Genomic DNA, 25,773 nt, shown 5'->3' on the forward strand with positions numbered 1-25,773 from the left:
GGGGGTCTCCTTCCGGCACCTGCTGCCACAGCTCTTCGAAGGGCCTTTCCAGCATCGCCGTGATGACTGGGCGGAAGGCGTGCTGAGGACGTCGGCCCTGGTAGAGCCAGCCTTCGACTGTCTTGTCCGCCGGGGTGTCGTAGGGCCCACCGTCGAGACCTGCCGCAGTACTCCGGTACCACTGCAGAAACGTGGTCGCGTTTCCGATACCCCGAGCTTCCAGCAGCTTTCGGAAGTACGTCGTCATCGTGCCTCCTCGGCGTGAGAGCCCAGTGCGTCACCAGCGCCGACGGTAGAACGAGCGATCTCTAACGGCGCCGGAAAACAGAGTAGTTGGACGAGTCCGAGGAATTCAGAGGGCGTTCTGAGGAATCCCTTCATCCGCTTGAGGCAGATCCGAGGGTGATCTTGGGGTGGATCCGGGCGGCCCGGCTCGCGAAGCTCTTACTCACTGCTCCACTCCGGTCGCCTGCTGTAACGGGAGGTAGGACCGGGCGATCGACGTCATCCTCCGCCCGACCCTGCGATGACATGACGAGGCACAACGCCGTCGTGTCAGCAGCTGGTCGAGCGGGTCCCCCTCGCACCGAGGAAGCCGAGGCCAGCGAAGTGACGCGCCAAAGCACCATCCCACGTTCGAGTCCGCCGAATCAGCAGCGCGAGACTGCCGGACCTCACAGCCCCGGGATAGTCCCGGAGGAGACCTCAGCTCTTGAGGTCGCGTTCCTCCCGGCACCGGAACGCATATCAGACATGCGTCGGGCAACGATGGGCTTCCTGGTGGGGGTTGACGCTCCGGAGCAGACGTCCGACAACGTGGTCCTGGTCGTGTCGGAGCTGGTCACCAACGCGATCCGTCACGCTTGCGGCGAGGTTTCGCTTCGGCTTTCGACAGGGGCCGGCTACGTGAAGGTGGTCGTGCTCGCCGAGAGTCGGGACCGAGCGGTCGTGACGGACGCCGGCCCGGACGACGAGGCCGGGCGCGGGATGCTCCTCGTGGACGCGGTCGCGGACTCCTGGGGGTGCAGCGCCGGGGAGACGTGGTGCGTCTTCCGGTACGGGCCGGAGCCCGCCGGGACGGTGGCGGCGTGAGTACCGCTTCCACCCGTACGCGTCTTTCGCCGGCGGAGTTCGAGGCGGGAGCACGGCGTGCCATCGATGCGCTGGACACCCTCTTCTTGTACGACGAGGACCTGGCGGACGACCTGGACGCGGTTCTCGGTGAGCCGACCGGGCCGGTGGGTCTGGTCGGGCCGTGGCTGCGCCCATGGCGGTACGGGCTCTTACAGCGCAGGCTGTTCAAGCCGAGCGAGGCCATGATGGCCGAGGTGGGCCGGGCCCTCACCCGTCTGGACCGGATGCTTGCTCGGCTCATCGTCATCGCGAAGAAGCGCGAGTGGATGCCTCCGTACCCGAACCTGGAGGGGGCCATAGCCCGTGCCGTGGCCGTACGCGCCCTGCAACCCCACCCCGTAGGCGACTTCGCCCGCGACCGTGCGCGCCTTCGGCGCCTGGCGATGGCGGCCGCCGACTTGCGCGGTCTCCTCGCCGAGGACGGCGAGGGGGCTGAGCGGTGAAGCTACCGCGTGCGTACTGGTGCCACGCCGACGTGGACGCAGGCGTCCTCCCTCTGCCGAGTGGACGGACCACGGTCAGTCCCCGGACCGCCGTCGAGTGGGTGCGCGAAGCCGCCCGCGCGATCGGGCCGGAGCTCGACCGCGACACCTTCCACCGCGTGTGGGCGTGGCTGGGCGATCACCCCGCCGCGAGGGACGCCGTGGCCACGCTGCACCGCGGCGAGCCGTTCCGGTTCTCGGCGACCGCCTCCAGCGGTCGCTGGACGTGGAGCGCCCACCGCGTCGTCGAACTTCCTCTTGCCGACCCTCGCGGGTGCCTGCCGCTCGAACCGCCCCGGTCCTTACCGGTGGCGCCGGTTCGGGAGCGGCGACCGGCAGGAGCTCCCTTCCTCCACTCCCCCGCCTCCGGAGCATCCGCATGACTACCTCCCTCTCCGTTCCCGGCGCACAGCAGGACGGGTCGGTGGAGCGTCGTCTTCGTGCGGCGCTCCGCGAGCTGCAGAAGACGGCCGCCCGGTTCAGTACCGGCCCCAGCACGCGGGGGGCGGAGTACCGCGCGGCGGTCTGGGCGCTGGCGGAGCCGTGGCTGGCCCTGGCCGAGACGAGGCACCGACTGGCCGCCGGATCGCCGTCGGACCAGCACCGCTGGCGCCGGCTCATCGACGACGCGCGGTGCCTCGGGGTCCAGGAGCCGGTCTCGAACCCGGCGGAGCCGCCCGCCCTCACCCGCGCCCTGTTGCGCGCGCTGCTGGAGGCCGAACGCCCTGGCCCGAGCGTCACGGAGATCGCGGATCATCTGCGAAAGCTGATCGCCGACGGGACCTGCCCGCCCGGCACGTCGCTCTCGGCACTCCACCTGGCCGATGAGGCGGAGAAGGAAGGAACCCCGGCGCCGGTCGAACGCGTCCGGCTCGCTCTGCGCGACCTGACCGCCGAGGGTACGACGGTCATCAACGACGCCCGGCGCACCTGGGTCGCCGGCAGCGCCGCGCCTGTCGAGCGGCCCACGCAGATCGCCGCCTGGCTGCGCACCCTGATCCAGGCCCGCGTCTACCTGCCGCAGTCTCCGCTGCCCGCCCGCCTGATGCTGGCCCGCGACTTCCTCGCGACTTCGCGGGACACCGGCGCCGCCCTGCGCATCCTGGGCGCGGAGAAGGTACTCAAACGCTCCACGGCGTACCGGCCGGTCGTACGAGCCGACCTTCCCTTCCCCCTGGATCCGGGTCCTTTCAACCTTGGCGCCCGCGTGGAGGAGCTACGCGGCAAGGCGATCACCGGCATCACCTTCCCCTTCTCCGAGGTACGGGCGACGTGCCGGCAGGTCCAGGTCTGGTGGAGGGTCCGGCACACCCCGCGCCCGGACGTTCTGGAACGCGTCTTCCGCACGCTGATCACGGCGGCCGCCTACGGCATCCCCCGCGTGGTCGAGCTGTACCCGAGCGCCCCGGACGCCGACGTGCGCACCGTCCTGCGCCGCACGGCGATCACGGCACTGGCGGACCTGCCCGCGGACCCGCTGGAGCACCTGTGGCGCACGGCATGTCTGGCGGCAGCGGTCCTCCAGGTCCTCGTCCTGGTCGAGACGGCGGTACGCCACTTCGCCCCGCGCTCCCGCACCCCGCTCAGCCTCACCCTCGGAGCATCATGACCACCGCGACCGCCGCCCTCACCACCGAGGACGACTCCCTTGCTCCGTCGACGGTCCTGCGGCTGCGTTCCGCGCTGCTCCGTGTTCATCACGCGGCGAAGGGCCTCCCCTACCGCTCGTCCTCGCAGGCCGAGCAGGACCGCGAGAAGGTCTGGGCTCTGGTGGAGCCCTGGATCACGCTGGCCGAGAGTCGGCTCCAACAGGCCGCCGGTTCGCCGTCGGACCGTACACGCTGGGAGGAATGCATCGCCGGCGTACGGCGTCCGGACGCCGAAGGCGCTCCCGTCCCGCCGCTGGTGAACTTGGGCAACGCCGCGATCCGCCTCCTGCATGCCCTGATCGAGGCGGAGGCGGGGCCGGACGTCAAGGCGATCACCGACTACGTACGAACGGCGGTCACCAACGGCGCTTATCTGCCCGGCACGCGGCTGGCACCGGGCCGGATCGCAGCCGAACTCGGCCTCAGCCGCTCCCACTTCAGCCGCATCGAACTGGCCTTCCAGGACCTGCGCGGCGAGGGACTGGTCTCCCTCTTCCCGCCGGGAAAGTGGTGGGTCACCGCCCAAGACGAGCGGCCCGTCCAGATCGCCGCCCTCCTGCGTATGTTCATCCAGGCTGGCGTCTACCCGCCGAAGACGCACCTGCCCTCGCTCGTTCCGCTGGCACGCACCCTGGTGTCCTCCGCGCCCGACGTCACCGCGGCACTGCGCACCTTGCAGAACGAAGGGGCGGTGATCCGAGGGGCCTGGGCCCGTACGACCGTGCATCCTGCACCACCCTTCCCCGTACAGCCTGCGGCCGACTCCCACGTCCTGGTCGACCGACTGCGCAACGGAGCGGCGTCCGACGCCGACCTCAGCGCCCTCGGCATCCGGAAGACCTGCAAGCGGGCCCAGGACTGGTGGAGAGCACGCATCTCTCCCGACCCCACGGCCCTGGAGCGCACCCGCCACTGTCTGATCGCCGCCACCGTGCACCTGATCGAACAGGACCCGGACGACCGTGAGGCGCGCTCCCGGCTGCGCCGGGCCGCGGCCCTCGTACCCGCCAGTACTTCCCCTGACCACCTGTGGCGTACGGCCTGCCTGGCCGCCGTCGTCCTCGAGCTCCTCGACTCCACGGGCGGCAGTTCATGACCACCATGCCCTTATCCCACTCCCGAGGCATCATGATCACGCACGACGCGCGCCGTCCGGACATCGCCCAGGAGCTGATCGTCCGCGCCGCGAGGGCCGACGAGCACTGGTCCCGTCTGGTGCGCGGGCAGCTCTCCAGTACGGAGATCGGAAGAGGCCGCCGGGCCGACTTCGCGAATGCGGAGGTCCTGCGGCAGATCACCGACGCTCACGGCTGGCCGGGATGGACACTCGCCGGCGAGGCGGGGGCGAGTGCCGCGTGGCGGATCGCTCTCCGGGCGGACAACCAGCCCCCTTACCAGCGGCACGCTGAGCGGCTGATGTATCGGGCCGTCCAACTGGGCGAGGTACCACTGCGGCATTGGGCCCACCTTCACGATCGCTGCGACCTCCAGCGCGGCGCCGCCCAGGTCTACGGCACCCAGTATCGCAACGGGCCCTCCGGCCCGGAGCGGGGACCCGTGTGCGATCCGAACGCTCTTGACGCGCGCCGCGCCGAGGTCGGCCTGCCGCCGGCCACTACCGCGCTGGAGGACCTGAGACGCCGCCTTGCCGCCGGGCTCCAGGCCGACGAGGCGACCGTCGAGTTCATGAGTGTGGGGTGAGCGGTGTCCATGGCCAAGGTGACGGCCGCGCTCCGCTGGGCACAGAACCTGGCCCGTCTTCACCAGCGCCTTCTGGAGCCCCTAAAGGCCGCCTTTCCCCTCCCGTCTCACTCAGGCAAGGCGGCAACTGAACCCATCGAAGGAGCTGTTGAAGGATGAACACCGTTACCACCGCCCGGCTCGCGGGAATCGCCGTCACGGGAATTGGCCTCGCTCGCCTCGTGCAGGAGGCGCGCCACCAGCGTCAGAGGAACGAGACCGTCGTCGCGGGCAATCGGCTCGACTGGCTGAACGCGGTGTCCACGAACCGGGGCCTCGCGGAACTCTGGGCGCTGGAGGGCATGGAGGTCAAGAAGTACATGCGGCTGCTCCACGTCAACCTCCACCTTTGCGTCCTCGGCCTCCGCGACCGGCTCGGCATGGTCAGCCAGGAGAACCTGCGGCTCTACGCGTCGATGCTCATGAAGAACGACGTGTTCCTGCGGTACTGGGCCCGGTTCGGGTCCATCCGGGTCCAGGAGGCCGCCGGAGACCGGCGGTCCAAGAAGTTCACCAAGGTCTTGGCGGCAGTGGTCAAGGCCCACGCTCCCGAGAAGACGAGCACCTGACCTGGTGCTGTCGCACCGTGCCCCGATCGGCGCGGTCTCAGTGACGGGGGCCTCTCTCCCGGGCGAGAGGGAGGCGGCGCGCTTGGGCGCACCCCGGCCGCAACTTCGTGAGGGAGGACACGGTCGGCCCGCTCAAACCTGCCGCTGGTCAGTGCGTAAGGCACTGATCGGTGGCCGGGCCCGGTGCTGGACCTGGACCAAGGCTCGACACCGGAAGGGTCGTGCGCGAGGGGTCTCGACTCGCCCCCCGCGCACGGCATCACCAGACTGAGAAGGGAACTCCCTGTGTTCATCGACATCCCGAGAGAGCTCGAAGCCGCTCTGATCGGTCTTCCTCTCCCGACGTGGGACCTGGACGGCTCGTTCCTGGCGGAGTCCACCATGGAGCGGTACCGGGCCGAGCTGACGGCCGCCCCGCGGTTCGAGGAGACCGCCGCGGCGCTGCACCACGCGCTGACCGGGGAGGACGGCGGATACGCCGTGCTGCGCCTGGGGAACCTCGCCAAGGCGCTGGGGGCCGGCGACGAGCGGTTCCTGCGGCTGGCGACGGCCTTCGCCGCCGAGGTCGCCGTCCCCTTCTCGCCCTTCCCCCGGTGGCCCCTGTGGAAGGACATCGGGGTCAAGGCCGACAAGGACCCCGGCAAGTCCAGCGGCATCGGCTACAACGCGTTCCACATGGACCTGGTGAACGCCAGCCTGCCCCCGGACTACACCACGCTTCTGTGTGTCCGCCCCGATCCGCTCGGCGGCGGTCCCAGCATCCTCTCCGATGCCCACGCGGCGGTGGCGCGGCTGTCAGAGAAGACCTGTGGCCTGCTGAGCGAGGCGGCCTACCACTACGGGACCTTCTTCGACCTGCACGGTATAGGCGAGGAGTACAAGCCGTTCCCGATCCTGGAGGGCTCCGCCCCGGGCGAGGGGTTCGTCCGGTTCACAGCCAAGATGCTGGAGCGGTCCGAACTCGGCCAGGCGCACGTCGACGCGGCCCGGGAACTCGTCGAAGAACTCGTCCGAGGGCAGGTCTCCTTCATGCTCCGGGCCGGGGACTACCTCATCGTGAACCAGCGCCGCTTCCTGCACGGCCGGGAGGCCCTCCAGAACGGTCAGGAGACCGTCCCGGTCGCCGACCGGCGGCTGCTCCTCCAGCTGTTCCTGCGCGTGCCGTCCGGCTCCGGCCCGGCCATGTAGCCGGCCGACGGCGCCGGTGCCCGACCGAGCCCCGCCCCCGATCACGCGGCCCGGCCACGGGACGGGGCACGGTCGGACGCACCGCTTGCCCCACCTGCGGACCAGGCGCTAGATGCGTGACTTGCGCAACGAGTGCCAGGCCGCGCCCGCCAGCGCACGCGCGGACCGCGGTACCGAGAGGTGTTCGTGCTCCCGGTACAGGGCCCAGTTGAACGGAATCAGCGCCAGCTTGTTCGAGGACAGCGATCCCGCCCGTCCGGCCCGGTAGACCGCCAGCGGTTCTCGTACCGCCCGGGCGTCCACACCGTCACGCATGATCGACAGCCACATCGCGTAGTCCTGCCGCCGGGTCATGTCCGGCATCAGCCTCGTCCCCAGGAGGTTGCGGTCGTACATGGCGGTCAGGGCCCCGATGTAGTCGTGGACCAGCATCGCGCGGTAGTCCACCCGGGCCGGCGCCCACACCACCCGCTCGTTCGGGACGAAGTCGACCGCCTCTCCGACGTGGTCGGCGTCCATCTTGTAGTAGGAGGTGAACGTCAGCGGTGTTCCGGCCGTCGCGGCGAAGGTCAGCTGCTTCTCCAGCTTCGCCGGGAGCCACCAGTCGTCGCTGTCGAGAAAAGCGACGTAATCGCCCCGGGCCCGCGCGATGGCCAGGTTCCGGGCCCGGGCCGCGCCTCCCTGCCGGTCCGCCGCCTCCGGCAGGACCCGCTCGTCCTGCCGGGCCAGCTCCCGCAGCAGGTCCATCGAGTCGTCCGAGGACGCGTCGTCGGTGATCAGCAGCTCGAAATCGGCGTGGGTCTGTGCCAGGACCGATCGAACCGAGGACCCGAGCGTGGCCGCCGAATTGTGTACCGGCATCACCACAGAAACCAGGGGCACAGCCGCTCCTTACCCAGATTGGAGTCTTCATGAAGGTTGTCGTCGCCGGCCAAGGCTACGTGGGACTGCCGCTCGCCGTACGCGCCGCCGAGGTGGGCCACCGCGTCGTCGGGTACGACGTGGACCTGGAACGCACCGCACGGCTCAGCGCCGGTCGCTCGTACGTGGCGGACGTGGCCTCCTCGCGGCTCCACACGGTCCTGGACTCCGGGGCCTACTCCGCGACCGCCGACGCCGGCGCACTGGTCGGCTACGACATCGCGGTGATCACCGTGCCGACCCCGCTGCGGGACGGCGTGCCGGACCTGTCCTACATCGAGTCCTGCGCCCAGACGCTGGGCGAGCACCTCCGTCCCGGCGCGACAGTGGTCCTGGAGTCCACGACCTACCCCGGCACCACGGAGGAGGTGCTGGTGCCGATCCTGGAGAAGGCCTCCGGCCTCAAGGGCGGAGTGGACTTCCTGGCCGGATTCAGCCCCGAGCGCATCGCCCCGGGGAACACGAGGTGGTCGTTCGAAGGGACGCCGAAACTGGTGTCCGGGATGGACGCGAAGTCCCTGGACGTGATCAAGGGTTTCTACGACGGCATCTTCCAGACCACGGTTCCGGTGTCCGGGCCGAAGGTCGCCGAGATGGCCAAACTGATCGAGAACGTCTTCCGGTTCGTCAACATCTCCATGATCAACGAGCTGGCGACACTGGCTGCTCCGCTCGGTGTGGACATCTGGGAGGCGATCGACGCAGCCGCGACCAAGCCCTTCGGCTTCACGCGGTTCACCCCGGGTCCGGGGATCGGTGGCCACTGTCTGCCCGTGGACCCTCTGTTCCTTTCGTGGAAGATCCGGCAGGAACTCGGTGTCCCCTTCCGGTTCGTGGAACTCGCCGACGACGTGAATCGCCGCATGCCCGACTATGTCGTCCAGCGTCTCTCAGAAGCACTCGGCAAGCGCGGCAAGTCCGTCAGCGGCGCACGGATCCTGCTGCTGGGCCTGACCTACAAGTTCAACGCCATCGATCTCCGAAATTCTCCCTCGGCACGTATCGCCGAGCTCCTCATCGACCTGGGCGCCGACGTACGCGGCGCCGACCCCAACATCCCAGACGGTGACGAGATCAAACTGAACGTGTCCCGGGTGGATGCGAATGCGGAGGAGATCATGGCCGCTGACGCCGTAGTGCTCCTCATGGACCACCCCCAGTTCGATCTCCCGGTGATCGAGAAGCGCGCTGCCTATGTTTTCGACTGCCGAAACCGCCTCTCCGGGCCGAACGTCGAATCCCTTTAGCTCCTCAAAGTGCACCGCCTTCCACCACTCTTCCGTTTCCAGGAGTCCTCTTGCGCGCTGAATGGGAACACGCCCACACGGACTACACCAGGCCCGCGCAGCGCCGCATTCCCGCCTCACTGACTGACAGCGAGAGCGACTGGCGCCACTACCTGGAAAGCTCAACCCCCAACGGTCAGCTGATCCGGCGCAACGCCATGACGGAAGCACTGCTCAGCGGAAAGCCGATGTACCTGCTGCACACCACCAAGCACATCGACGCCATCCGCACCAGCCGACAACTGCACGTCTCCACCGGATGCTTGGTCGGGGCGCTGTACTGCTCGCCCCTCACCAGCCAGCCCGAGGGGCTGCGCCCCCACAACCTCGGTGCCTATCTGATGCGGACGAAGCCATCCATCACGCCCATGGTCTTCGAGGTCATTCCGGACGCCCCGATCCAACCCAAGGGCATCGACTACCTACACCTCGGCCCCATCCACCTCCGCACCTACCTGCGCTATCAGAGCTTCCTCACCCCGGCCGAGAACCACCAGCTCAACTGCGCCGTACTGGCCGGACTGCACGCAGCCGCCCCGTTCCTCGACCTCGCCCTGCACAACGCCGCCGGCAACGCCACCCCGGCGCCCGAGTTCATCGACCAGCTGGCCGCTGCTGTGCCCGCCGTACCGTTCCTCGGCTACCTGTACTTCGAGGTGCTGTCCGAGTACCTGATGCTCCACTCAACCGCTCCCGAGACCAAGGCCTACGCCCAGACGGGAGAGCTGAACAACTGGCTCTACAAACGGCTCGCCTTCGCCGCCGTGGACGGCATGGACCAGCTGTTCGATCTGACCCGCTTCAATCCGCGCCACCAGCGACTCGTCCAGCTCATCGAAGGCATCGAACCGGCTCTCGCCCCGGGGGTCGCCGAATACGTCCGACGACGACTTTCCCACCTGTGCGCCCTGACCACGCTGCATCCGTCCCAGGACGCAGCGTCCTTCACCTTCCAGGGCTCTGATCTCGGCACGCTACAGAAAGCCGCGCCGGGGCTGATGGGGCAGATGATCTTCCGCGAGATCCGATACCTGCCCCGCTATCCGCAGCTATACCACTGCTTCGAGAAATCCAAGGCACTGAAAGCATGGGACTACTGGAATCATGAGGGAATTCCCACCCCCTTCAACGGAATACTCCCCAAAGGTGAGATAGGGATAAACCCTGTCTACCCCCGAGCAGAAGTCAGAGCCTGGACGGCGGAGCTGAACGGAAAGGGCTACCTGCATCCGGTCGAAGAGGTTGCTGCAAATTTCACACCGCACCTGGCATCGTGGTGGGCGCCTCCATTCCGGCGCAAGTTATCGAATGTCATCGATAACTCACGAGCCGAAACGGTTCTGAAAGTCCAGCATTAAGCCACAATTTAGTAGACACCCATGAAAGGAGTTGCCGCGTGCCCGTCAAGCCCCTGAGTGTCCTGACCGGAATCAACCGTCCCTCCGCGCCTTCGTCCGGGGGCATGATCCTTGTCGGCGATCTCTACCGCGCGATGCCTGAAGCCCGCACGACCTTCCTCGGCAGGACGCCGGTCGATCAGACTTGGACGGCTGCATTCGACCAGCTGATCACTCTCTCCACGCCGAAACGCCCCCACGGCCCGAACTTCGCCCCCTACCTCCAGGAGTTGACGCGTGAAGTCGGTGGACTCATCGAGAAGATCCAGCCGGATGCCATCCACGCCCAGTACCCCGGACTCGCTCTCAGCCTGGCCCTCGCCCGAACTGCTGGCAGCATTCCGATCATCGCCATCATCCATGGCCCCGACGTGATGGCAGCCGAGCACGGTCCGGAGGAACGCGAGAGCCTGAACGAAGTCGCCGCCGCAAGCGCGGCCATCGTCGTCCCGACTCCTGCCCTCGCTGACCGCGTCGACCGTCTCACCGGACGCCGAGTCACCGATCGACTCACTGTCATCCCGTGGGGCATCCCCCTGGACGATGCCCAGGTACGCGATCGTCCGCCGCTCGGAACCGGGCCCCACTCCCTAGTACACGCCGGCCGTTTGGACGACAATAAATCCACAATCACCGCCATCGAAGCACTCGCTCTGACCGAGCAGCCACACCGTTTAACTGTGATCGGCGACGGGACTCTGCGGGAGCATTTGGAGCGGCGAGCCACGGAACTCGGCTTGCAGAAGCAGGTTAACTTCAATCCGTCTCTGCCTCGCGCCGACCTATGGCGCCGCCTATCAGCCTTCGACGCTTTCGTCTTCACGACCAAGGGCCTGGAGGCTTTTGGGCTCGTCCTCATCGAGGCCCAGGCTCACGGACTTCCGGTCATACACTCCGATCTCCCTGGCGTGAGAGAAATATTAGGGAACACCGGCATTCCCTACACTCCTGGCGACTCGTCCTCGCTGGCCGCTGCGCTAGACGAGATGGGCCGAGACTCTCACTGGCGCGCAGCCCTTAGCACAGAGGCCCTCGACAATTCCCGCCGATACGACATCACCATCACGGCCCGTCGACTTCGTGAACTGACGCTCCGAGTCCTTTCTTAACCCCGAAGATCAGGAACCGGCCCCATACCCCCTGGCCAAGGCAGCTATGACATGTGTGGTTCTCACCACGCTTCAGAGGGCATCGAATCAACGTTCACACTGAGCATTTTCAGCGTGGTCACTGATCGGGTGACGCCGGTCAGGTCGGGGGAGGGCCGCACCGCACAAGGCTCCCGTGCCGTTGCGGGAGGTGTTCGACGCCTCAACCCACCCGCACGGGAGGCCTGTTGGTTCCCTATCCTGCGGCACTCGACCTTCCGCATGCCCTCGTCGAGAGGGTCACAATGCTCGTCGCCACCCATGAGGGTGACCGCAGGTGCAAACTCCCGCCGTACCAGCGCGCACGTCGTTCTGGTGTACCTGCGCCGTCACGACACCCTGGCCCGGATCGCGTCCGGTTTCGGGATATCCGTCGGCACCGCCCACGCCTACGTCACCGCCGTGACCGCCTTGCTCACCGAACGGGCTCTGGGGCTGCCCAGGACGCTGCGCGAGCACGATCCGGACTTCGTCCTCCTGGACAGGACCCTCGCCGAGTGCGACCGCGTCGGCGACAGCCGGGCCGACTACTCGGCCAAACACCGCCGGCACGGCGTGAACGTCCAGGTCCTCACCGATCCGGCTGGCGAGCTGCTGTGGACGAACCGCTCCGGGTCTGTTGGAGGCTCGATTCCCTGAGAGAGGATCGAGTTCACGGCCCGTCCTTCCCTTTACCCTGCCGAGCTTCGTGAGCGTGCGGTGCGCATGGTCACGGAGATCCGCCCCAACTACCCGACCGAGTGGGCCGCGATGAAGGCGGTCGCCGCGAAGCTGGGCATCGGTGCCGCCGAGACGGTGCGGACGTGGGCCCGCGAGGCCCAGGTCGACGCCGGCCACCGCCCCGGTGTGACCTCGGAGGAGGCGGCGGAGATCAAGCGGCTGAAGGCCGAGAACGCCGAGCTTCGAAGGGCGAACGAGATCCTCAAGGCGGCCACGGCTTTCTTCTAGGGCGAGCTCGACCGGCCGTCGAAGCGCTCATAGCGTTCATCGACGAGCACCGGCAGGCGTTCGGAATCGAGCCGATCTGCAAAGTTCTCGCCAGCCACGGACTGAAGATCTCCACGAGCACCTACTACGCGGCCAGGAAACGGACGCCCAGTGCACGGTCGGTACGGGATGCGGAGCTGAAGAGGCAGATCAGCCGCGTCCACGCCGACAACTTCAGCTTCTACGGAATACGGAAGATCTGAAGACAGCTGCACCGCGAAGGCATACTGGTGGCCCGCTGCACCGTCGCAAGGCCGATGCGCGACCTCGGCCTGCAGGGCGTCCGACGCGGCCGCCGCGTCCGCACCACCATCCGTGATGATGGGCACGATCGGGCCGGTGACCTGCTGCAACACGACTTCACCGCCTCGCGGCCGAACGAGCGGTGGGTCGCCGACTTCACGTATGTCTCGACCTGGTCCGGGATCGCCTACGTCGCCTTCGCTGTCGACGTGTTCTCCCGGGCGATCGTCGACTGGTCCGCGGCCACCAACAAGCGGGCCAAGCTCGCCCTGGACGCCCTCGACATGGCGTTATGGCGCCGCGACCGAGCCAGAAACCCGGTCGGACCTGGGCTGAGACATCATTCCGACGCGGGCAGCCAGTACACGTCGTTCGCCTTCACCGCCCACCTCCACGAGGCCGGCACCGACACCTCGGTCGGCACCGTCGGCGACGCCCTGGACAACGCCCTCGTGGAGTCCCAGATCGGCCCCTGCAAGACCGAGCTGATCAAGCCCCGCAAGCCCTGGCACGGCATCGCCGATGCCGAGGTCGCGACTGCCGAATGGGCCGACTGGTTCAACAACCAGCGTCTCCACACTGCGATCGGAACCATCCCGCCCCACGAACACGAGACCAACTACTACGCTCAACACCAGCCCCAACCGGCGGCTGGAGCCAACGCATAGAGCCTCCACCGATCCCGGAGCGGTTCACCCCCCTCGCGACCCCTTCCCCGATGACACTCCGTATCCGCAGATCACCGCGACTCCGGAAAACCGCAGCCAGAGCGGCGAGCCGAGTGTCCAACTTCTTGGACACTTCCGCGCACACACTTCCGGAATCGTCGAATGTCGTGGCATGGTGCGGCAGGTCGCACGCAGCCGGCACCCGGACCCGAGGACGGCCGAGCCCGACACCCACAGAACTCGCCGACTTCGACGGGAGGTGCACGCGATGCCCGAGCACGTGATGAGCCGTGGCTCGTGTGGGGCGAGGTCGTTATTCGCGGGGTCTGAGACCGCTTCGCGGCGGTAGTCACTCGCAGCCCCACCGCTTCCCTCTCCGTCCGAGCGTCTGCGGAGGGAGGAGGGCTCTTTCGCCTTGCCCGGCTCGAGGCGAATCCCCTGGGCCACGTCCTTGACGTGTCGGGCGGAGCCCCTTTACTCCACATCGATATATTTTATATCATACTTTGAATTCGTGATGACCTGGACGCCGTCGGCACAGGTCACTTCAAGAGAGCGAAGCCCATGGGCAGAACCCGCACGAAAGACCTCGGTTCCACACCGGGGCTCGATTCCCCTCCAAGACCCGGAAGCACACATGCCACCGGTACCGCCCTCTCCTTGACGAACGTCTCCAAGACGTTTCCCGGCGTCCAGGCGCTCGCAGACGTCGACTTCGAGGTCCGCGCGGGTTCGGTCCACGCCCTGCTCGGTCACAACGGATCGGGCAAGTCGACATTGATCAAATGCCTCGCCGGCGTGTACACCCCCGACCCCGGCGCGACCGCCACCGTTTTCGGGGACTCGCTCACCCTCGGGGATTCGGCGGATGCACGGCGTAGGAGACTGCGTTTCGTCCATCAGGACCTCGGAATAGTTCCCGAACTGGGAGCGGTCGACAACATCGGGCTCGCGGCCGGTTACGAACGCGGCCCGTCCGGCCGCATCGCGTGGCGGAGGCAGGCCCAGCGTTCGCGTGATCTGCTCGGCCGGTTCGGCTTCCGCATCGATCCTCTGATGCCGCTCTCGGAAGCCTCGCCGCCGGAGCGTGCCGTGGTGGCGATCGTGCGCGCGCTCGCCGACTGGGAGGACGCGAGCGGCATCCTCGTCCTCGACGAGCCCACTGCCGCGCTCGCGGCCCACGAGGTGGACCGGCTGTTCGAGCTGATCCGCGGGATCAGCTCCGCCGGCGCCGCAGTCGTGCTCGTCTCACACCGTCTCGACGAGGTCATGGCGGTCGCCGATCACGCGACGGTGCTGCGTGACGGGCGGAAGGTCTGGGACGGCTCCCTCGGTGACGTCACGATGGAACGCCTGGTCGATGTCATCGTCGGTGCGGACGAAGGGGCGGCCGCGCGAGGGACGGTGACCGGGCCCGGAACACGGAAAACCGCCACCCCGGCCTCCCCCGCACGACGTGGGAACGAGATTCCCGCGCTGGAGGTCAAGGACCTCCGGGGTCGTTATCTGGACGGACTCGACCTGCGTGTCGGCACCGGGGAGATCGTCGGGGTGGCCGGTCTGCTCGGTTCGGGTCGCGAAGAACTCCCGTACGTGCTCGCCGGCGCCTGCGGGAGTGGCGTGACCGGCTCGTTCGTCGTCGGCGGTGGTGCCGGTGGGGACGCCGGAAGCATGACGATCCCGCGAGCCCGGGACCTCGGGATCGTCTTCGTGCCGGCCGACCGTGGCGCGGAGGGCGTCGTCGACGGTTTCACGACGACGGAGAACGTCTCGCTCGGCGCGCTCCCGGCGATTCGTTCCCGGGGTGCCGTGACGCCCTCCCGGGAGCGGCGGTTCGTACGGAAGTGGCTCGCCGCGATGCACGCGGACACGGCGTACGCGCCGCGTCCCGTCTCCACGCTGAGCGGCGGGAACCAGCAGAAGGCCGTTCTGGCCAGGGCGTTGTCGGTGGGCCCGAAGATCCTGGTGGTGTCCGAGCCGACGGCGGGCATCGACATCGGCGCCCGCAGGGTGATCTACGACGAACTCCGCCGCCGCGCCGATGACGGTCTGTCCGTCGTCATGGCCTCTTCCGACATCGAGGACCTCCTCGCCTGTTGCGACCGTGTGCTCGCGCTGCGCGACGGTCGCGTCGTCGGGGAGTTTGAAGGCGCCCGGCTGACCAAGCCGGCCATTGTCTACGCGATCGAAGGAGCACACGATGAGCAGGAATGACGATTCGACGCCCGTCCGTACAGGATCGGGACGTCGCCGTGCGCCCTGGATCCGCCACCTGAGCTTTACTCGCATCGGCGTCATCTACGTCTGGCTCGCGCTGGTGGTCGTCTTCTCGATATGGGCGCCCGAGACTTTTCCGTCCATGACCACGGTCCGCTCCGTGCTCAACGGAATGGCCGTTCCCGGCTTGATGGCACTGGCTCTGGTGGTGCCGCTCTCCGCCCGCACCTTCGACCTGTCGATCGGCAACGCCATGGGGCTGGCGAACCTGCTCGTCGCCTGGTTGTTGGTCGTCCGCGGATGGGACGTACTGCCCGCGATCGCCGTCACCGTGCTCGCCGGTCTCGCGATGGGCGTGTTCAACGGGCTCGTGGTGGTGAGTTCGCGTATCGACTCGTTCATCGGAACGCTCGCGACGGGCGCGCTCTTCGCCACGGTCGGCTCGATGCTCTCGGTGCAGACGATCACCGGCGGCCCACTCGTCGGCCCGTTCGGCGAATTGGCGACCACCGGCTTCTTCGGGCTCCACGTACCGCTGTTCATGATGCTGGCGGTGGCACTCGCCACCTGGTTCTTCCAGACGTACACCGTCACGGGCCGCCGCGTGTACGCGTTGGGCTTCAGTGAGCGCGCCTCCGAACTCGTGGGCATCCGCGTTCGACGGCTCAGGTTCGCCGGTCTGATCGTGACCGGTCTCATCGTCGGTGTCGCCGGCGTCCTGCTCGCCTCGTCCGTGCAGTCCGGCAGCCCCAACATCGGCCCGCCGTACCTGCTCGACGCGTACGCGGCCGTATTCCTCGGAGCGACGCAGTTCGGCGGCCGGTTCAACGCCTGGGGCACCGTCGCCGCGGTCCTGCTCATCGCGACCGGCACCAACGGCATCTACCTGGTCGGCGGTGAACCGTGGGCACAGAGCATGTTCAGCGGCGTCGTCCTGCTGCTCGCCCTCGGCGCCTCCAACCTTGAACAGGCGATCCGCGCCCGCTCCTGGATCCGCGCGAAGGCACGGCAGCGACCTGGTACCCGGGGCGGCGCACAGACCGGTGAGTCCGGCCCCCTCGCCACCGCGGCCCCTTGATTTCCCCCTCACGAAGGAGCGAACACCTCATGAAGCCGACCAGAACCCGGCGTACTGCCCGACGCACCGCAGCGACCACAGCGGGCACCGTACTGTCCCTGCTCCTGGCGGCCTGCGGCGCCGACAGCGGCACCAGCGGCGACAAGCCCGCCACCGCCGCCGACATCGAAGGCATCAAGGCGGCGAAAGCCAAGGTGCGGTCCTACGCCGAGGCGCCCACCTCCATCGGCATCACACAGCCCGTCGGCAAGCCGATCCCCTCGGACAAGAAGATCGTCATGATCGGTGCCGGACCCGGTGGCATCGGCACCATCATCGCGCACGACGCGATGGCCGAGGCCGTCAAAGAAGTCGGGTGGGAGCTGAAGTTCATCCAGCCGAAGGAGCCCACACCCCAACTGCTGCAGCAGGCCCTCGAACAGGCGATCCGGCTGGACCCCGACGCCGTCGTCATCAGCGCGACGAACAAGGACCCGATCCTCGACCAGCTCGCAAAGCTCAAGGCGAAGAACATCCCCGTGGTGTCGAACAACGGCCCGGACCCGTCCGGCGGCCCGATCACCATCCAGATCTCCGGCCTCGACGCCCTGAGCGAACTGGCCGTCGCCATCGCGGACAAGACCCTCGCCGACATGGGCGAGCCGGGCACCATCGGCATCGTCGGACTGCCGGGATACCGGATCGTCCAGGAATACATCGGGGTCTACAAGGAGGAGATCGAGACCAGGTGTCCGTCCTGTGAGATCGTCGAGACGACGATCTCGGTCGCCTCGCTCGGCACGACCGCCGGCACGGACATGACCAACTTCACGCGTGCCAATCCCGACATGAAGGCCCTGTTCGTGGGCTACGACGGGATGGGAACCAACCTGTTCAGCGCGGCGCAGGCCGCCGGCGCCAAGCTGCCCCGGACGTACTCCCTGGGCACCGCGCCGGCGAGCATCCCGGCTCTCGCCAGCGGCGGCCTGACGGCCTCGGCGCCCTTGGACCAGGGGGAGATGGGATGGCGCACCATCGACGCGCTGGCCCGCATCTTCACCGGCCAGACGGAGGGCGCGCTCGAGCACGACGTGAAGTACACCCGTCCGGTGATCTGGTCCAGTGACCTGAACAATGTCCCCGCCGCGCCGATCGGGAACACCTTCCCGAACCTCGTGAAGGACTACCCGGCGCAGTACAAGAAGCTCTGGGGCAAGTAGACGGATCACCCGACGAAGACGAGACCCCGGGGCGGTCGGCCGCTTGGACGCCTCCCCGGGCTCCACAGGTCGAGGCCTTGCGCGGGCCGGCGGTGAAAGAAGCGGCAGACGGGTGCCCGACGATTCCGGAGGGAGGGACAGTCCCGACCCAGGACACGAGCGGCCCTTCCTGCGGGACCACGGACGATGACAGCCTGTTCGAGGCGGTTCGACCACGAACCCGCTCTTCGCGAGACAGATCACGGCCACCACCGGCGCGCACAGGTCTTCACTGCCTTGAGGTGCCCACGGCTCCACGGGTGGTGAGATCCGCGGAAATTCACCGCGCTCCGCTTCTCGACATCTCGCGGCCCCGCACACTCGCTCCGCGGTCCACACCCAGGAGGCTGTCATCTCTTCCCACGCATCCGATCCCGAATCGAACCATGCCGGAGTACTCATCATCGGCGGTTCCCTCGGCGGCCTGACGACCGCTCTCGCCCTGGCGTCCCGGGGGCTGCCTTCCGTTGTGCTCGAGCGGACCGGGGGACGGACGCAGCGGGGTGTCGCGATCCTCGTGACCGGCGCGCGTCTGCAGCGGGCGATAGGGCCGGCGGCCCAGGACGTCGTCGGCGAAGCGCTCGGCCCGTCCTCGACCAGCCAAGGGGCGCTCCCCCACGCCTGGTGGGACGTCTACTCGGCGCTGCGGAGCGCCGTCGATGCCGATCCGCTGATCACGGTCGTGGAAAAGGCACACGTGGTTGAGGTCGGTCAGGACTCCGCTTCGGTGTGGGCCCGTACCGAGACCGGGGAGGCGTGGACGGCCGATGTGCTCGTCGGCGCGGACGGCTATCGCAGTGTCGTCCGCCGTCACGTGGACGCCGAGCACCCGGACGCGGCGTACGCCGGTTACGTGGTGTGGCTGGGCCAGTCCGCCCTGCCGCCCTCCCATCGGGACCGGCCCGGCGGGCCGGACTTCTTCCCCAGCGGTGACGACATGCTCGCGGTGTACCCGCTCGCGGAGAGGGACGGGCAGGTCACGCGCTTCGGCTGGGGCTGGTTCGATCCGAACCGCAACGCGCACTTCCGCCGCATCGGCGCCGTCGCCGGGAAGCGAGTGATGCGGACCCCACGACCCGGCGACATCCCGGACGAGCTCTACCGGACGATGGCGACCGCGGCCGGACACAAGTGGGACGAGCCCTGGCGCTCGGCTGTCGCCGAGGCCTTTCGCGCGCGCGAGGTCGTCGCGACGCCGATCGCCGAATACCTGCCGGACCGGGTCGTCAGCGGCCGCGTGGCCCTCCTCGGGGACGCGGCTCACGCACAGACGCCGATGACGGGCGCGGGCTTCGAGGAAGCCGTGACAGACGCCAGGGTGATCGCGGACGCCCTGGCCGGGACGGATTCGCCCGAGCGGGCCCTGGAACGCTACGAGCTCCATCGCCTGGCAGACATGCGCCACCGCGTTTCGGCAGGGCAGTCATTCAGCCGGTCCTTCGCCGGTGCGTAGCCGCCTCGTCCTCGGACACGGGAATCGAAGCAGTCGGCACCTTTACACCTGCTGCCCTCCGGTGCCCCCTAGGCAACATAGAAAATAATATATACGATTCAAGTGATCATTCGACACTTTCGCGCCCGTGTGCTGCGACGGACATCCAGACGCCCGGCAGTACTCGCGACAAGGCCGGCAGGTCATTTGCCGTCGGCAGGCCGGGCAAGAGGGAGGCCCCCATGTCAGTCGCCCCGTTCTCAGAGAAGTACTGGAGTCCGGTGGAGACCCTCTCGCCGGAAGAAGCGCGCGTGCTTCAGGGCGAAGCCCTGAGAGAGCAAGTGGCTCACCTCGCCGCGAACAGCGCCTTCTACCGGGAGAAGTTCTCCCGGAACGGTGTCGACCCGGCGGGGGTCAGGTCGGTCGACGACCTGGTCGGCCTTCCCTTCACGGAGAAGCAGGAACTCCGTGACAGTCTGGCCGCGGCGCCGCCTCTGGGTTCCCACGTCGGTGTCGACAGCGCCGAGATCGTGCAGATCCAGGCTTCCTCGGGCACCACGGGCAGCCCTTCGTACGTGGGCCTGACCGCTTCCGACATCGTCACCTGGTGCGAGCTCGGGGCCAGGGCCCTCTACGCGAACGGGTTCCGGCCCGGCGACCGGCTGCTGCACGCCTTCGGCATGAGCAAGGGTTTCGTCGGCGGGCTGCCCATCGTGCAGATCGTGCAGTACATGGGCATCGTCGACATCCCGATCGGTGCGGAGGCCGGGGCGGAGCGGCTGCTGCGCGTCCAGGCCGACCAGCGCCCGAACGCCCTGATCGGCACTCCGCACTTCCTCGCCCACCTCGCCGAGCAGGCCCCGAAGATCGTCGGCCGCCCCGCCTGCGAGCTGGGCGTCCGTGCCATCAGCGTCGGCGGCGAGCCGGGCGGCGGTCTCCCGGCCGTGCGGGAGAAGCTGGAGTCGCTGTGGGGCGCGACCTCGCGGGAGATGCTGGGCGGGACCGACATCGCGTGCACCTACTGGGGCGAGTGCGAAGCAGCCGACGGCATGCACTTCCTGTCGCCCGACCTCATGATCGCCGAGTTGATCGATCCAGAGAGCGGTGCCCGGGTCGAGCCGGTAGAAGGTGCCCAGGGTGAGCTCGTCTATACCGCGCTGCGCCGCCGGGCCTCCGCCCTGCTGCGTTTCCGCACCCGGGACCGCGTCGTCGTCACCGGGACCGACTGTCCGTGCGGGCGGACCGGCTTCAAGGTCCGGTGCGTCGGACGCACCGACGACATGCTGATCGTGCGCGGAATCAACCTCTTCCCCTCGGCGGTCAAGCAGCTCGTCGCCGAGCTGGCGCCGGCGACGACCGGGGAAATGCGGATCCGCGTCGACTTCGAGGGCCACTCGACGCAGCGACCGCTGCCCCTGGTCGTGGAACACTCCACGGGAATGGGGCCCGAGGCGCAAAGCGATCTGCGAGCCACGATCGAGCAGCGGGTCCGTTCCGCCCTCAACGTGAAGACGGTCGTCGAACTCGTCCCGGACGGAACCCTGAAGCGACCGGACCACGTCAAGGTCTCACTGATCGAGCGCATCACACCATAGTTCCGCGTCGGTATTCCTCCGAGGCGCCGAGCGCAGCCCGGCGCAGCCGACAAGAGGTCTGTGTACCCCCTGGCTCGCGAAGCATGTATGGGCGGTGGTGGCCGATGGGGGGGACGGTTCTGTACCTGGTTGGCCTGCTCTTTGCGTGGAATTGTCGTATAGGTGAAGCCTGAGAAGAGCTCCGAGGGGCCTTCCGGGCGCTCACGACAGGCCGGATCGGTCGCGCCGGGCCACCCTTCCCGACGCCACACATGACAAGGAGCAGTACATGCAGCACGTACGGTTCAAGAACCGGAGCTGGGACGTCGCAGCGGACCTGCGGCTCCCCAAGGACTTCGACGCCTCGAAGAAGTACCCCGCGATCATCTGCGCACACCCGATCAGCAGCTGCAAGGAACAGACCTCGGGCAGCATCTACGCCGAACGGCTGACCGAGCAGGGGTACGTCACCCTCGCCTTCGACGCCTCCCACCAGGGCGAGAGCGGCGGCGAACCGCGCTACCTGGAGGACCCGGCCACGCGCGTCGAGGACTTCCGCTGCGCGGTGGACTACCTGGTGACCCTCGACTACGTCGACGAGGACCGCATCGGTTGCCTCGGCGTCTGCGGCGGGGGCGGCTACGCGGCCAACGCCACCATGACCGAGCACCGGATCAAGGCACTGGTCACGGTCGTCGGAGCCAACTACGGCCGGCTGATGCGGGAGGGCGACCTGTCGGCCGGCGCCGCCGTCGCGACGCTGGAGGCGATCGGCAAGCAGCGCACCGCCGAAGCCCGCGGTGGGGAAGCTGCCATCACGACCTACATCCCCAACTCCCAGGAGGAGCGGGAGGCCGCCGGCGTCACCGACATCGACATCGTCCAAGCGATCGACTACTACAAGACGCCCCGGGGAGAGAATGCCAACTCGCCGAACAAACTGCGCTTCTCCGGACTCTCCGCGGCCGTCGGATGGGACGCCTTCCACCTGGCCGAGGTGCTGCTGACGCAGCCCCTCCAGGTCATCGTGGGCAGCGTGCCGGGCAGCTTCGGCTCGTACCGGGACGGATTCGAGCTCTTCGACCGGGCCCGGTCCGAGAAGAAGGACATCCTGGTCGTCGAGGGTGCCAGCCACTACGACCTGTACGACCAGCCGTTCGCGGTCGATCAGGCCTTCGAGAAGATCACGCCGTTCTTCAAGGACAACCTGTAACACCGTGCCGGCCGGACGCCGGTGCTCATCGCGCGAGCCAGCCGCCGTCGACTGCGAGGCAGTGGCCGGTCACGAACGAGGCGGCGTCCGATCCGAGCCAGAGCACGGCATCGGCGACCTCCCTGGGGTCGCCGAGCCGCGCCATCGGCTCCAGTGCCACCATGGCCGCACGCCCCTCTTCGGTGCCTCCGCTGAAATCCGCGGCCATCGGGGTGTCGACGGCGCCGGGAAGGACGGCGTTGACCCGGATGCCCCGGGTGGCGTAGTCGAGGGCCGCCTTCTTGGTCAGTCCGACGACGGCGTGCTTGGACGCCGTGTAGGCCGTCAGCCCCAGGGACGCGACCTCGCTCGCGACGGAGCCCGCGTTGACGATCGCACCGCCGCCCTGGGCCAGCATGACGGACGCCTGGTATTTGAGGCAGTGGAAGACGCCCGACACGTTGACCGCGATGACGCGGTTCCACGTCGTGACGTCGGTGGTGTCGACCGGGCCGTACGGATCGAAGGTCGCCGCGTTGTTGAAGGCGACGTCCAGGCGTCCGAACGCCCTCACCGTCCCCGCCACGGCCGCTTCCACCTGGGCGGGGTCGGCGACGTCGGTCGTGAAGGCCTGCACCTCGGCTCCCGTTTCCGCGATCAGCGACGCGGTCCCTTCGAGTCCCTCCGCGCTGATGTCGGCGATCGCGACGGCGGCGCCGGCCCGGGCGAAGGCGAGCGCAGTGGCGCGCCCGATCCCCGATCCCGCGCCGGTCACGAACGCGGCCCTGCCGGAATAGTCGAACGCGACTGCCACGAGATAGCTCCTAGGAATGTCCTGCAGACCCGCCGGATGCGGACCGCAGATCGAACGCCAAGGAGAAAATATTATATTCACACGGCGGAGGGAAGGGTTCCGTTCCGTGGGTGCGATCAGCTCGGCGCCCGTCAGGGCACGGCGAGAACGATCTTCCCGAGCGCCTGGTGCGAGCCGAGCCTCCGCACCGCCTCGGATGCGGTGTCGAAGTCGTACGTACTGTCGATCAGCGGCCGCACCCGGCCGTCGAGGAGGGCGGGCGTGAGCGCGTCCACCGCGCCGGAGAGGACGGCGCCGAGCTTCGCGGGCCGGGAGAAGCCGAAGGACACCCCTCGGACCCGCAGGTGCCGGTAGGACAGGGCGTCCAGGTCGATGGTGGACTCGGCCCGGTCGAGACGACCGATGTTGACCACGCTGCCGTCGACCCGGGTGGCCGGCAGGCACGCGGCGAAGGTTCGGCCTCCCACATGGTCCAGGACGAGGTCGACACCCTCGCCGTCGGTGAGCTCCAGGACGGCCTCCGTGAGGTCCCGCTCCTCCGTGGCCACGACCTCGTCGGCCCCGATCTCTCGCAGCAGGGCCCCTCTGGCGGCGGTACGGGTCGTGGCGACGACCGTCGAAGCACCGAGGGCCTTGGCGATCTGGACGCCGACCAGACCGACGCTGGACGTGGCGCCCGTGATCAGGACCGACCGACCGGCCTCGAAGCCACCGCTCGTCAGGGCCCCGTGCTCGGTGAGCAACCCCGTGGGCAGCGCGGCGGCCTCCTCGTACCCGAGACCGTCCGGAATCGGGACGGCATGGCGGTGGTCGGCCAGGACGTACTGGGCGAAGCTGCCCGGCGCCGTACCCATCACCCGCGCGCCGATCCCGGGGCCGGCCACCCCCTCCCCCAGGGCCGCGACCTCGCCGGCGAACTCGTACCCGGCGAGGTACGGCACGCCCGTGCCGCCGGCCGTCGGATCGGCGGCGGCCAGGACCGAGGCGTCCGCGTGGTTCAGGGCGGCGACCCGGGCACGGACCAGCACCTGGCCGGGGCCGGGGGTGGGGGCGGGGACCTCGCGGGACGCCCACGCGGGGCCGGTGCCGCCGTACAGCGCGGTCATGGTCGAGGACATGCGCACTCCTTCGCGTACACAGAAGCCGGCAGGGCGGGTCCCGACGGGCGGGAGTCGCTCGCCGATTTGACGAAACGGATTTTATTTTCCATATTATATGTCATTGGGTAATGACATCGATCGTTGACAACGGTCCACCCGAAAGGAAGCCGCAGCATGGTCGAGCCCTCCTCGGGCACCCCGCAGGACGACGGGCGCGGGAACGGCACCGTGCGACCACCGGCCCTGCTGCCCTCCCTCATGTTCACCTCCCTGACCGTCTCTGTCATCAGCACGCTCGGGGCCCCCATGGTCCCCACCATCGCCCGCGAGCAGCACGTGTCGCTCAGCGCCGCCCAGTGGGTGCTGACCGCGACCCTGCTCGCCGGAGCCGTCGCGGGTCCGGTCCTCGGCCGGCTCGGTGACGGACCGCGCCGCCGTGCGGCCATCCAGGCGTCCCTGGTCGGCGTGCTCGTCGGAAGCGTCCTGGCGGCGACCGCGCCCGGGCTCCCGCTCCTGCTCGCGGGACGGGCCCTGCAGGGCATGGGCATGGGCCTGCTGCCTCTGACCATTGCCGTCGCCCGCGACCACCTGCCCCCGAAGCGCATGCGCTCGGGCATCGCGTCGCTCTCCATCACCACGTCCGTGGGCGCGGGCATCGGCTACCCCCTGACGGGCGTCATCGCCCAGCACCTCGACCATCGCGCCGGCTTCTGGTTCGCGGCGCTGCTGAGCGCCGCCGCCCTCGTGGTGGTGAGGTGGGTCGTGCCCGAGGGTTCCTCCACTCCGTCGCGTCCACTCGACCTGTCCGGGGCCGCGCTGCTCTGCTCCGGCCTCGCCCTCGTCCTCCTGGCCGTGAGCCAGGGGGTTGCCTGGGGGCCGGTGTCGGGCGCCACGCTCGGATGCCTGGGCGGCGGAGCGGTTCTGCTGGCCCTGTGGGTGTTCCAGGCCCGCCGTACCCCCCATCCCCTGGTCGACGTCCGGCTGATGCGCAACCGGGCCGTCCTGGCGGCCAACACGACCGCGCTGCTCACCGGCGTCGGCATGTTCGGCGTGCTGTCCCTGGTGAACCTCTACACGCAGGTCCCCGCCGAGGCCGGGTACGGTTTCCGCCTCTCCCTCACCGCCACGGGACTCGTTCTGCTGCCGATGTCCGTGGGCAGCGTGGCGGCGAACCGGCTCGCCTCCGCCCTCGTCTCCCGGTTCGGGCCGTTCCGCGTCCTCCCGCTGGGGTCGCTCGTCGTCACCCTCGACCTGGTCGCGCTCGCCCTGTGGCGGGACCACATGGCGGTCCTCGTCCTCGGCACCTTCCTGCTCGGAGCCGGTGTGGGCGCGGCCTACGCGGTCATGCCGCTGCTCATCGTCCGCCACGTTCCGGCGTCCGAGACCGGCAGCGCCACCAGTTTCAACCAGGTGCTGCGTACGGTCGGGGGTTCCGTCGGCAGCGCCGCCATCTCGGCGATCATGCTCGCCTTCACCCCCGCTGGCAGCCTCCTTCCCTACGACGACGCCTACACCACGGCCCTCCTGGCCACGGCGGCGGCGACCTTCCTCGGCGTCGTCGCCGCCGTCGCCCTGCCACCGCGCCGGTCCACCGCCCCGGTGACCGGGTCCGCCGTCGTGACCCGGGGTACCGCCCGGGGCGGACGGGTCACCGGCCCCGCCGCTTCGGGAACCGACCGCCGCAACTCCGGACGCTGAGCGCAGACCGAACCCCGA

At 68.6% G+C, this 25,773-nt stretch carries 20 protein-coding genes and 2 pseudogenes; 19 read left to right on the top strand and 3 right to left on the bottom strand.

Features of this window, described 5'->3' with window-relative positions; translation table 11 throughout:
• The first annotated feature begins 531 nt into the window (after positions 1 to 531).
• The 7 genes from ACIQD7_RS30115 (at position 532) to ACIQD7_RS30145 (ending at position 6,762) form a co-directional block, all read left to right on the top strand.
• Positions 532 to 1,092, top strand: a complete 561-nt coding sequence (locus ACIQD7_RS30115; protein ID WP_402445705.1) for an ATP-binding protein — start codon at positions 532 to 534, stop codon at positions 1,090 to 1,092.
• Positions 1,089 to 1,577 (top strand): hypothetical protein, encoded by a 489-nt coding sequence (locus ACIQD7_RS30120; RefSeq protein ID WP_402445707.1) that lies wholly within the window; start codon positions 1,089 to 1,091, stop codon positions 1,575 to 1,577. Before ACIQD7_RS30115 ends, ACIQD7_RS30120 begins: the two co-directional genes overlap by 4 nt.
• Before the next feature lie 418 nt (positions 1,578 to 1,995).
• Positions 1,996 to 3,225 (top strand): hypothetical protein, encoded by a 1,230-nt coding sequence (locus tag ACIQD7_RS30125; RefSeq protein ID WP_402445708.1) that lies wholly within the window; start codon positions 1,996 to 1,998, stop codon positions 3,223 to 3,225.
• Positions 3,222 to 4,361: a GntR family transcriptional regulator gene (locus tag ACIQD7_RS30130; RefSeq protein ID WP_402445710.1), complete on the top strand. Its 1,140-nt coding sequence runs from the start codon at positions 3,222 to 3,224 to the stop codon at positions 4,359 to 4,361. The genes ACIQD7_RS30125 and ACIQD7_RS30130 overlap by 4 nt, the downstream gene beginning before the upstream one ends.
• A 32-nt stretch (positions 4,362 to 4,393) precedes the next feature.
• Entirely contained in the window at positions 4,394 to 4,966 is a 573-nt protein-coding gene (locus ACIQD7_RS30135; RefSeq protein WP_402445711.1) for a DUF6624 domain-containing protein, read from the top strand.
• A gap of 155 nt (positions 4,967 to 5,121) precedes the next feature.
• Positions 5,122 to 5,574, top strand: a complete 453-nt coding sequence (locus tag ACIQD7_RS30140; RefSeq protein ID WP_402445713.1) for a DUF6082 family protein — start codon at positions 5,122 to 5,124, stop codon at positions 5,572 to 5,574.
• 285 nt (positions 5,575 to 5,859) lie between these two features.
• On the top strand, positions 5,860 to 6,762 hold the full coding sequence (locus ACIQD7_RS30145) for a TauD/TfdA family dioxygenase (RefSeq protein WP_402445714.1): 903 nt from the start codon (positions 5,860 to 5,862) through the stop codon (positions 6,760 to 6,762).
• A 108-nt stretch (positions 6,763 to 6,870) separates the two neighbouring features.
• Here the strand turns inward: ACIQD7_RS30145 and ACIQD7_RS30150 are convergent, their stop codons facing one another.
• Positions 6,871 to 7,644, bottom strand: coding sequence for a glycosyltransferase family 2 protein (locus ACIQD7_RS30150; RefSeq protein ID WP_402445716.1), 774 nt, complete (start codon positions 7,642 to 7,644; stop codon positions 6,871 to 6,873).
• 29 nt (positions 7,645 to 7,673) lie between these two features.
• Between ACIQD7_RS30150 and ACIQD7_RS30155 the strand changes: the two genes are divergently transcribed.
• The 11 genes and pseudogenes from ACIQD7_RS30155 to ACIQD7_RS30205 all read left to right on the top strand — a co-directional run bounded on the left by ACIQD7_RS30155 (position 7,674) and on the right by ACIQD7_RS30205 (position 22,164).
• Positions 7,674 to 8,930: a nucleotide sugar dehydrogenase gene (locus ACIQD7_RS30155; protein WP_402445718.1), complete on the top strand. Its 1,257-nt coding sequence runs from the start codon at positions 7,674 to 7,676 to the stop codon at positions 8,928 to 8,930.
• A gap of 50 nt (positions 8,931 to 8,980) precedes the next feature.
• On the top strand, positions 8,981 to 10,327 hold the full coding sequence (locus ACIQD7_RS30160; RefSeq protein WP_402445719.1) for a hypothetical protein: 1,347 nt from the start codon (positions 8,981 to 8,983) through the stop codon (positions 10,325 to 10,327).
• Between the two features lie 38 nt (positions 10,328 to 10,365).
• The gene (locus tag ACIQD7_RS30165; RefSeq protein ID WP_402445721.1) at positions 10,366 to 11,475 is read left to right on the top strand and encodes a glycosyltransferase family 4 protein; all 1,110 of its coding nucleotides are present in this window, start codon (positions 10,366 to 10,368) and stop codon (positions 11,473 to 11,475) included.
• Positions 11,476 to 11,702: 227 nt separating this feature from the next.
• Positions 11,703 to 12,114 (top strand): annotated as a pseudogene (locus tag ACIQD7_RS30170) (transposase family protein); the annotation flags it as partial.
• 105 nt (positions 12,115 to 12,219) lie between these two features.
• A pseudogene (locus tag ACIQD7_RS30175) lies at positions 12,220 to 13,412 on the top strand (IS3 family transposase).
• A 660-nt stretch (positions 13,413 to 14,072) separates the two neighbouring features.
• Positions 14,073 to 15,626, top strand: a complete 1,554-nt coding sequence (locus ACIQD7_RS30180; protein WP_402445722.1) for a sugar ABC transporter ATP-binding protein — start codon at positions 14,073 to 14,075, stop codon at positions 15,624 to 15,626.
• Positions 15,613 to 16,707 (top strand): ABC transporter permease, encoded by a 1,095-nt coding sequence (locus tag ACIQD7_RS30185; protein WP_402445725.1) that lies wholly within the window; start codon positions 15,613 to 15,615, stop codon positions 16,705 to 16,707. The genes ACIQD7_RS30180 and ACIQD7_RS30185 overlap by 14 nt, the downstream gene beginning before the upstream one ends.
• A 29-nt stretch (positions 16,708 to 16,736) precedes the next feature.
• Positions 16,737 to 17,906 (top strand): sugar ABC transporter substrate-binding protein, encoded by a 1,170-nt coding sequence (locus tag ACIQD7_RS30190; protein WP_402445726.1) that lies wholly within the window; start codon positions 16,737 to 16,739, stop codon positions 17,904 to 17,906.
• A 556-nt stretch (positions 17,907 to 18,462) separates the two neighbouring features.
• On the top strand, positions 18,463 to 19,398 hold the full coding sequence (locus tag ACIQD7_RS30195) for an FAD-dependent monooxygenase (RefSeq protein ID WP_402445728.1): 936 nt from the start codon (positions 18,463 to 18,465) through the stop codon (positions 19,396 to 19,398).
• Between the two features lie 320 nt (positions 19,399 to 19,718).
• Positions 19,719 to 20,972: a phenylacetate--CoA ligase family protein gene (locus ACIQD7_RS30200; RefSeq protein ID WP_402445729.1), complete on the top strand. Its 1,254-nt coding sequence runs from the start codon at positions 19,719 to 19,721 to the stop codon at positions 20,970 to 20,972.
• Positions 20,973 to 21,240: 268 nt separating this feature from the next.
• Positions 21,241 to 22,164 (top strand): alpha/beta hydrolase, encoded by a 924-nt coding sequence (locus ACIQD7_RS30205; RefSeq protein ID WP_402445730.1) that lies wholly within the window; start codon positions 21,241 to 21,243, stop codon positions 22,162 to 22,164.
• Between the two features lie 25 nt (positions 22,165 to 22,189).
• On the opposite strand, the gene ACIQD7_RS30210 is transcribed toward ACIQD7_RS30205, so the two are convergent.
• Both ACIQD7_RS30210 and ACIQD7_RS30215 read right to left on the bottom strand, forming a co-directional pair.
• A complete protein-coding gene (locus ACIQD7_RS30210; protein ID WP_402445731.1) occupies positions 22,190 to 22,957 on the bottom strand; it encodes an SDR family NAD(P)-dependent oxidoreductase in 768 nt (255 codons plus the stop codon).
• Between the two features lie 131 nt (positions 22,958 to 23,088).
• Entirely contained in the window at positions 23,089 to 24,075 is a 987-nt protein-coding gene (locus ACIQD7_RS30215) for a zinc-binding alcohol dehydrogenase family protein (protein WP_402445732.1), read from the bottom strand.
• 156 nt (positions 24,076 to 24,231) lie between these two features.
• Here ACIQD7_RS30215 and ACIQD7_RS30220 point away from each other — a divergent pair, with 156 nt between their 5' ends.
• Complete coding sequence (locus tag ACIQD7_RS30220) at positions 24,232 to 25,755, top strand: MFS transporter (protein WP_402445734.1); 1,524 nt, start codon at positions 24,232 to 24,234, stop codon at positions 25,753 to 25,755.
• The last annotated feature ends 18 nt before the right edge of the window (positions 25,756 to 25,773 follow it).

The sequence above is a fragment of the Streptomyces sp. NPDC093071 genome (assembly GCF_044754545.1).
Classification (GTDB): domain Bacteria; phylum Actinomycetota; class Actinomycetes; order Streptomycetales; family Streptomycetaceae; genus Streptomyces.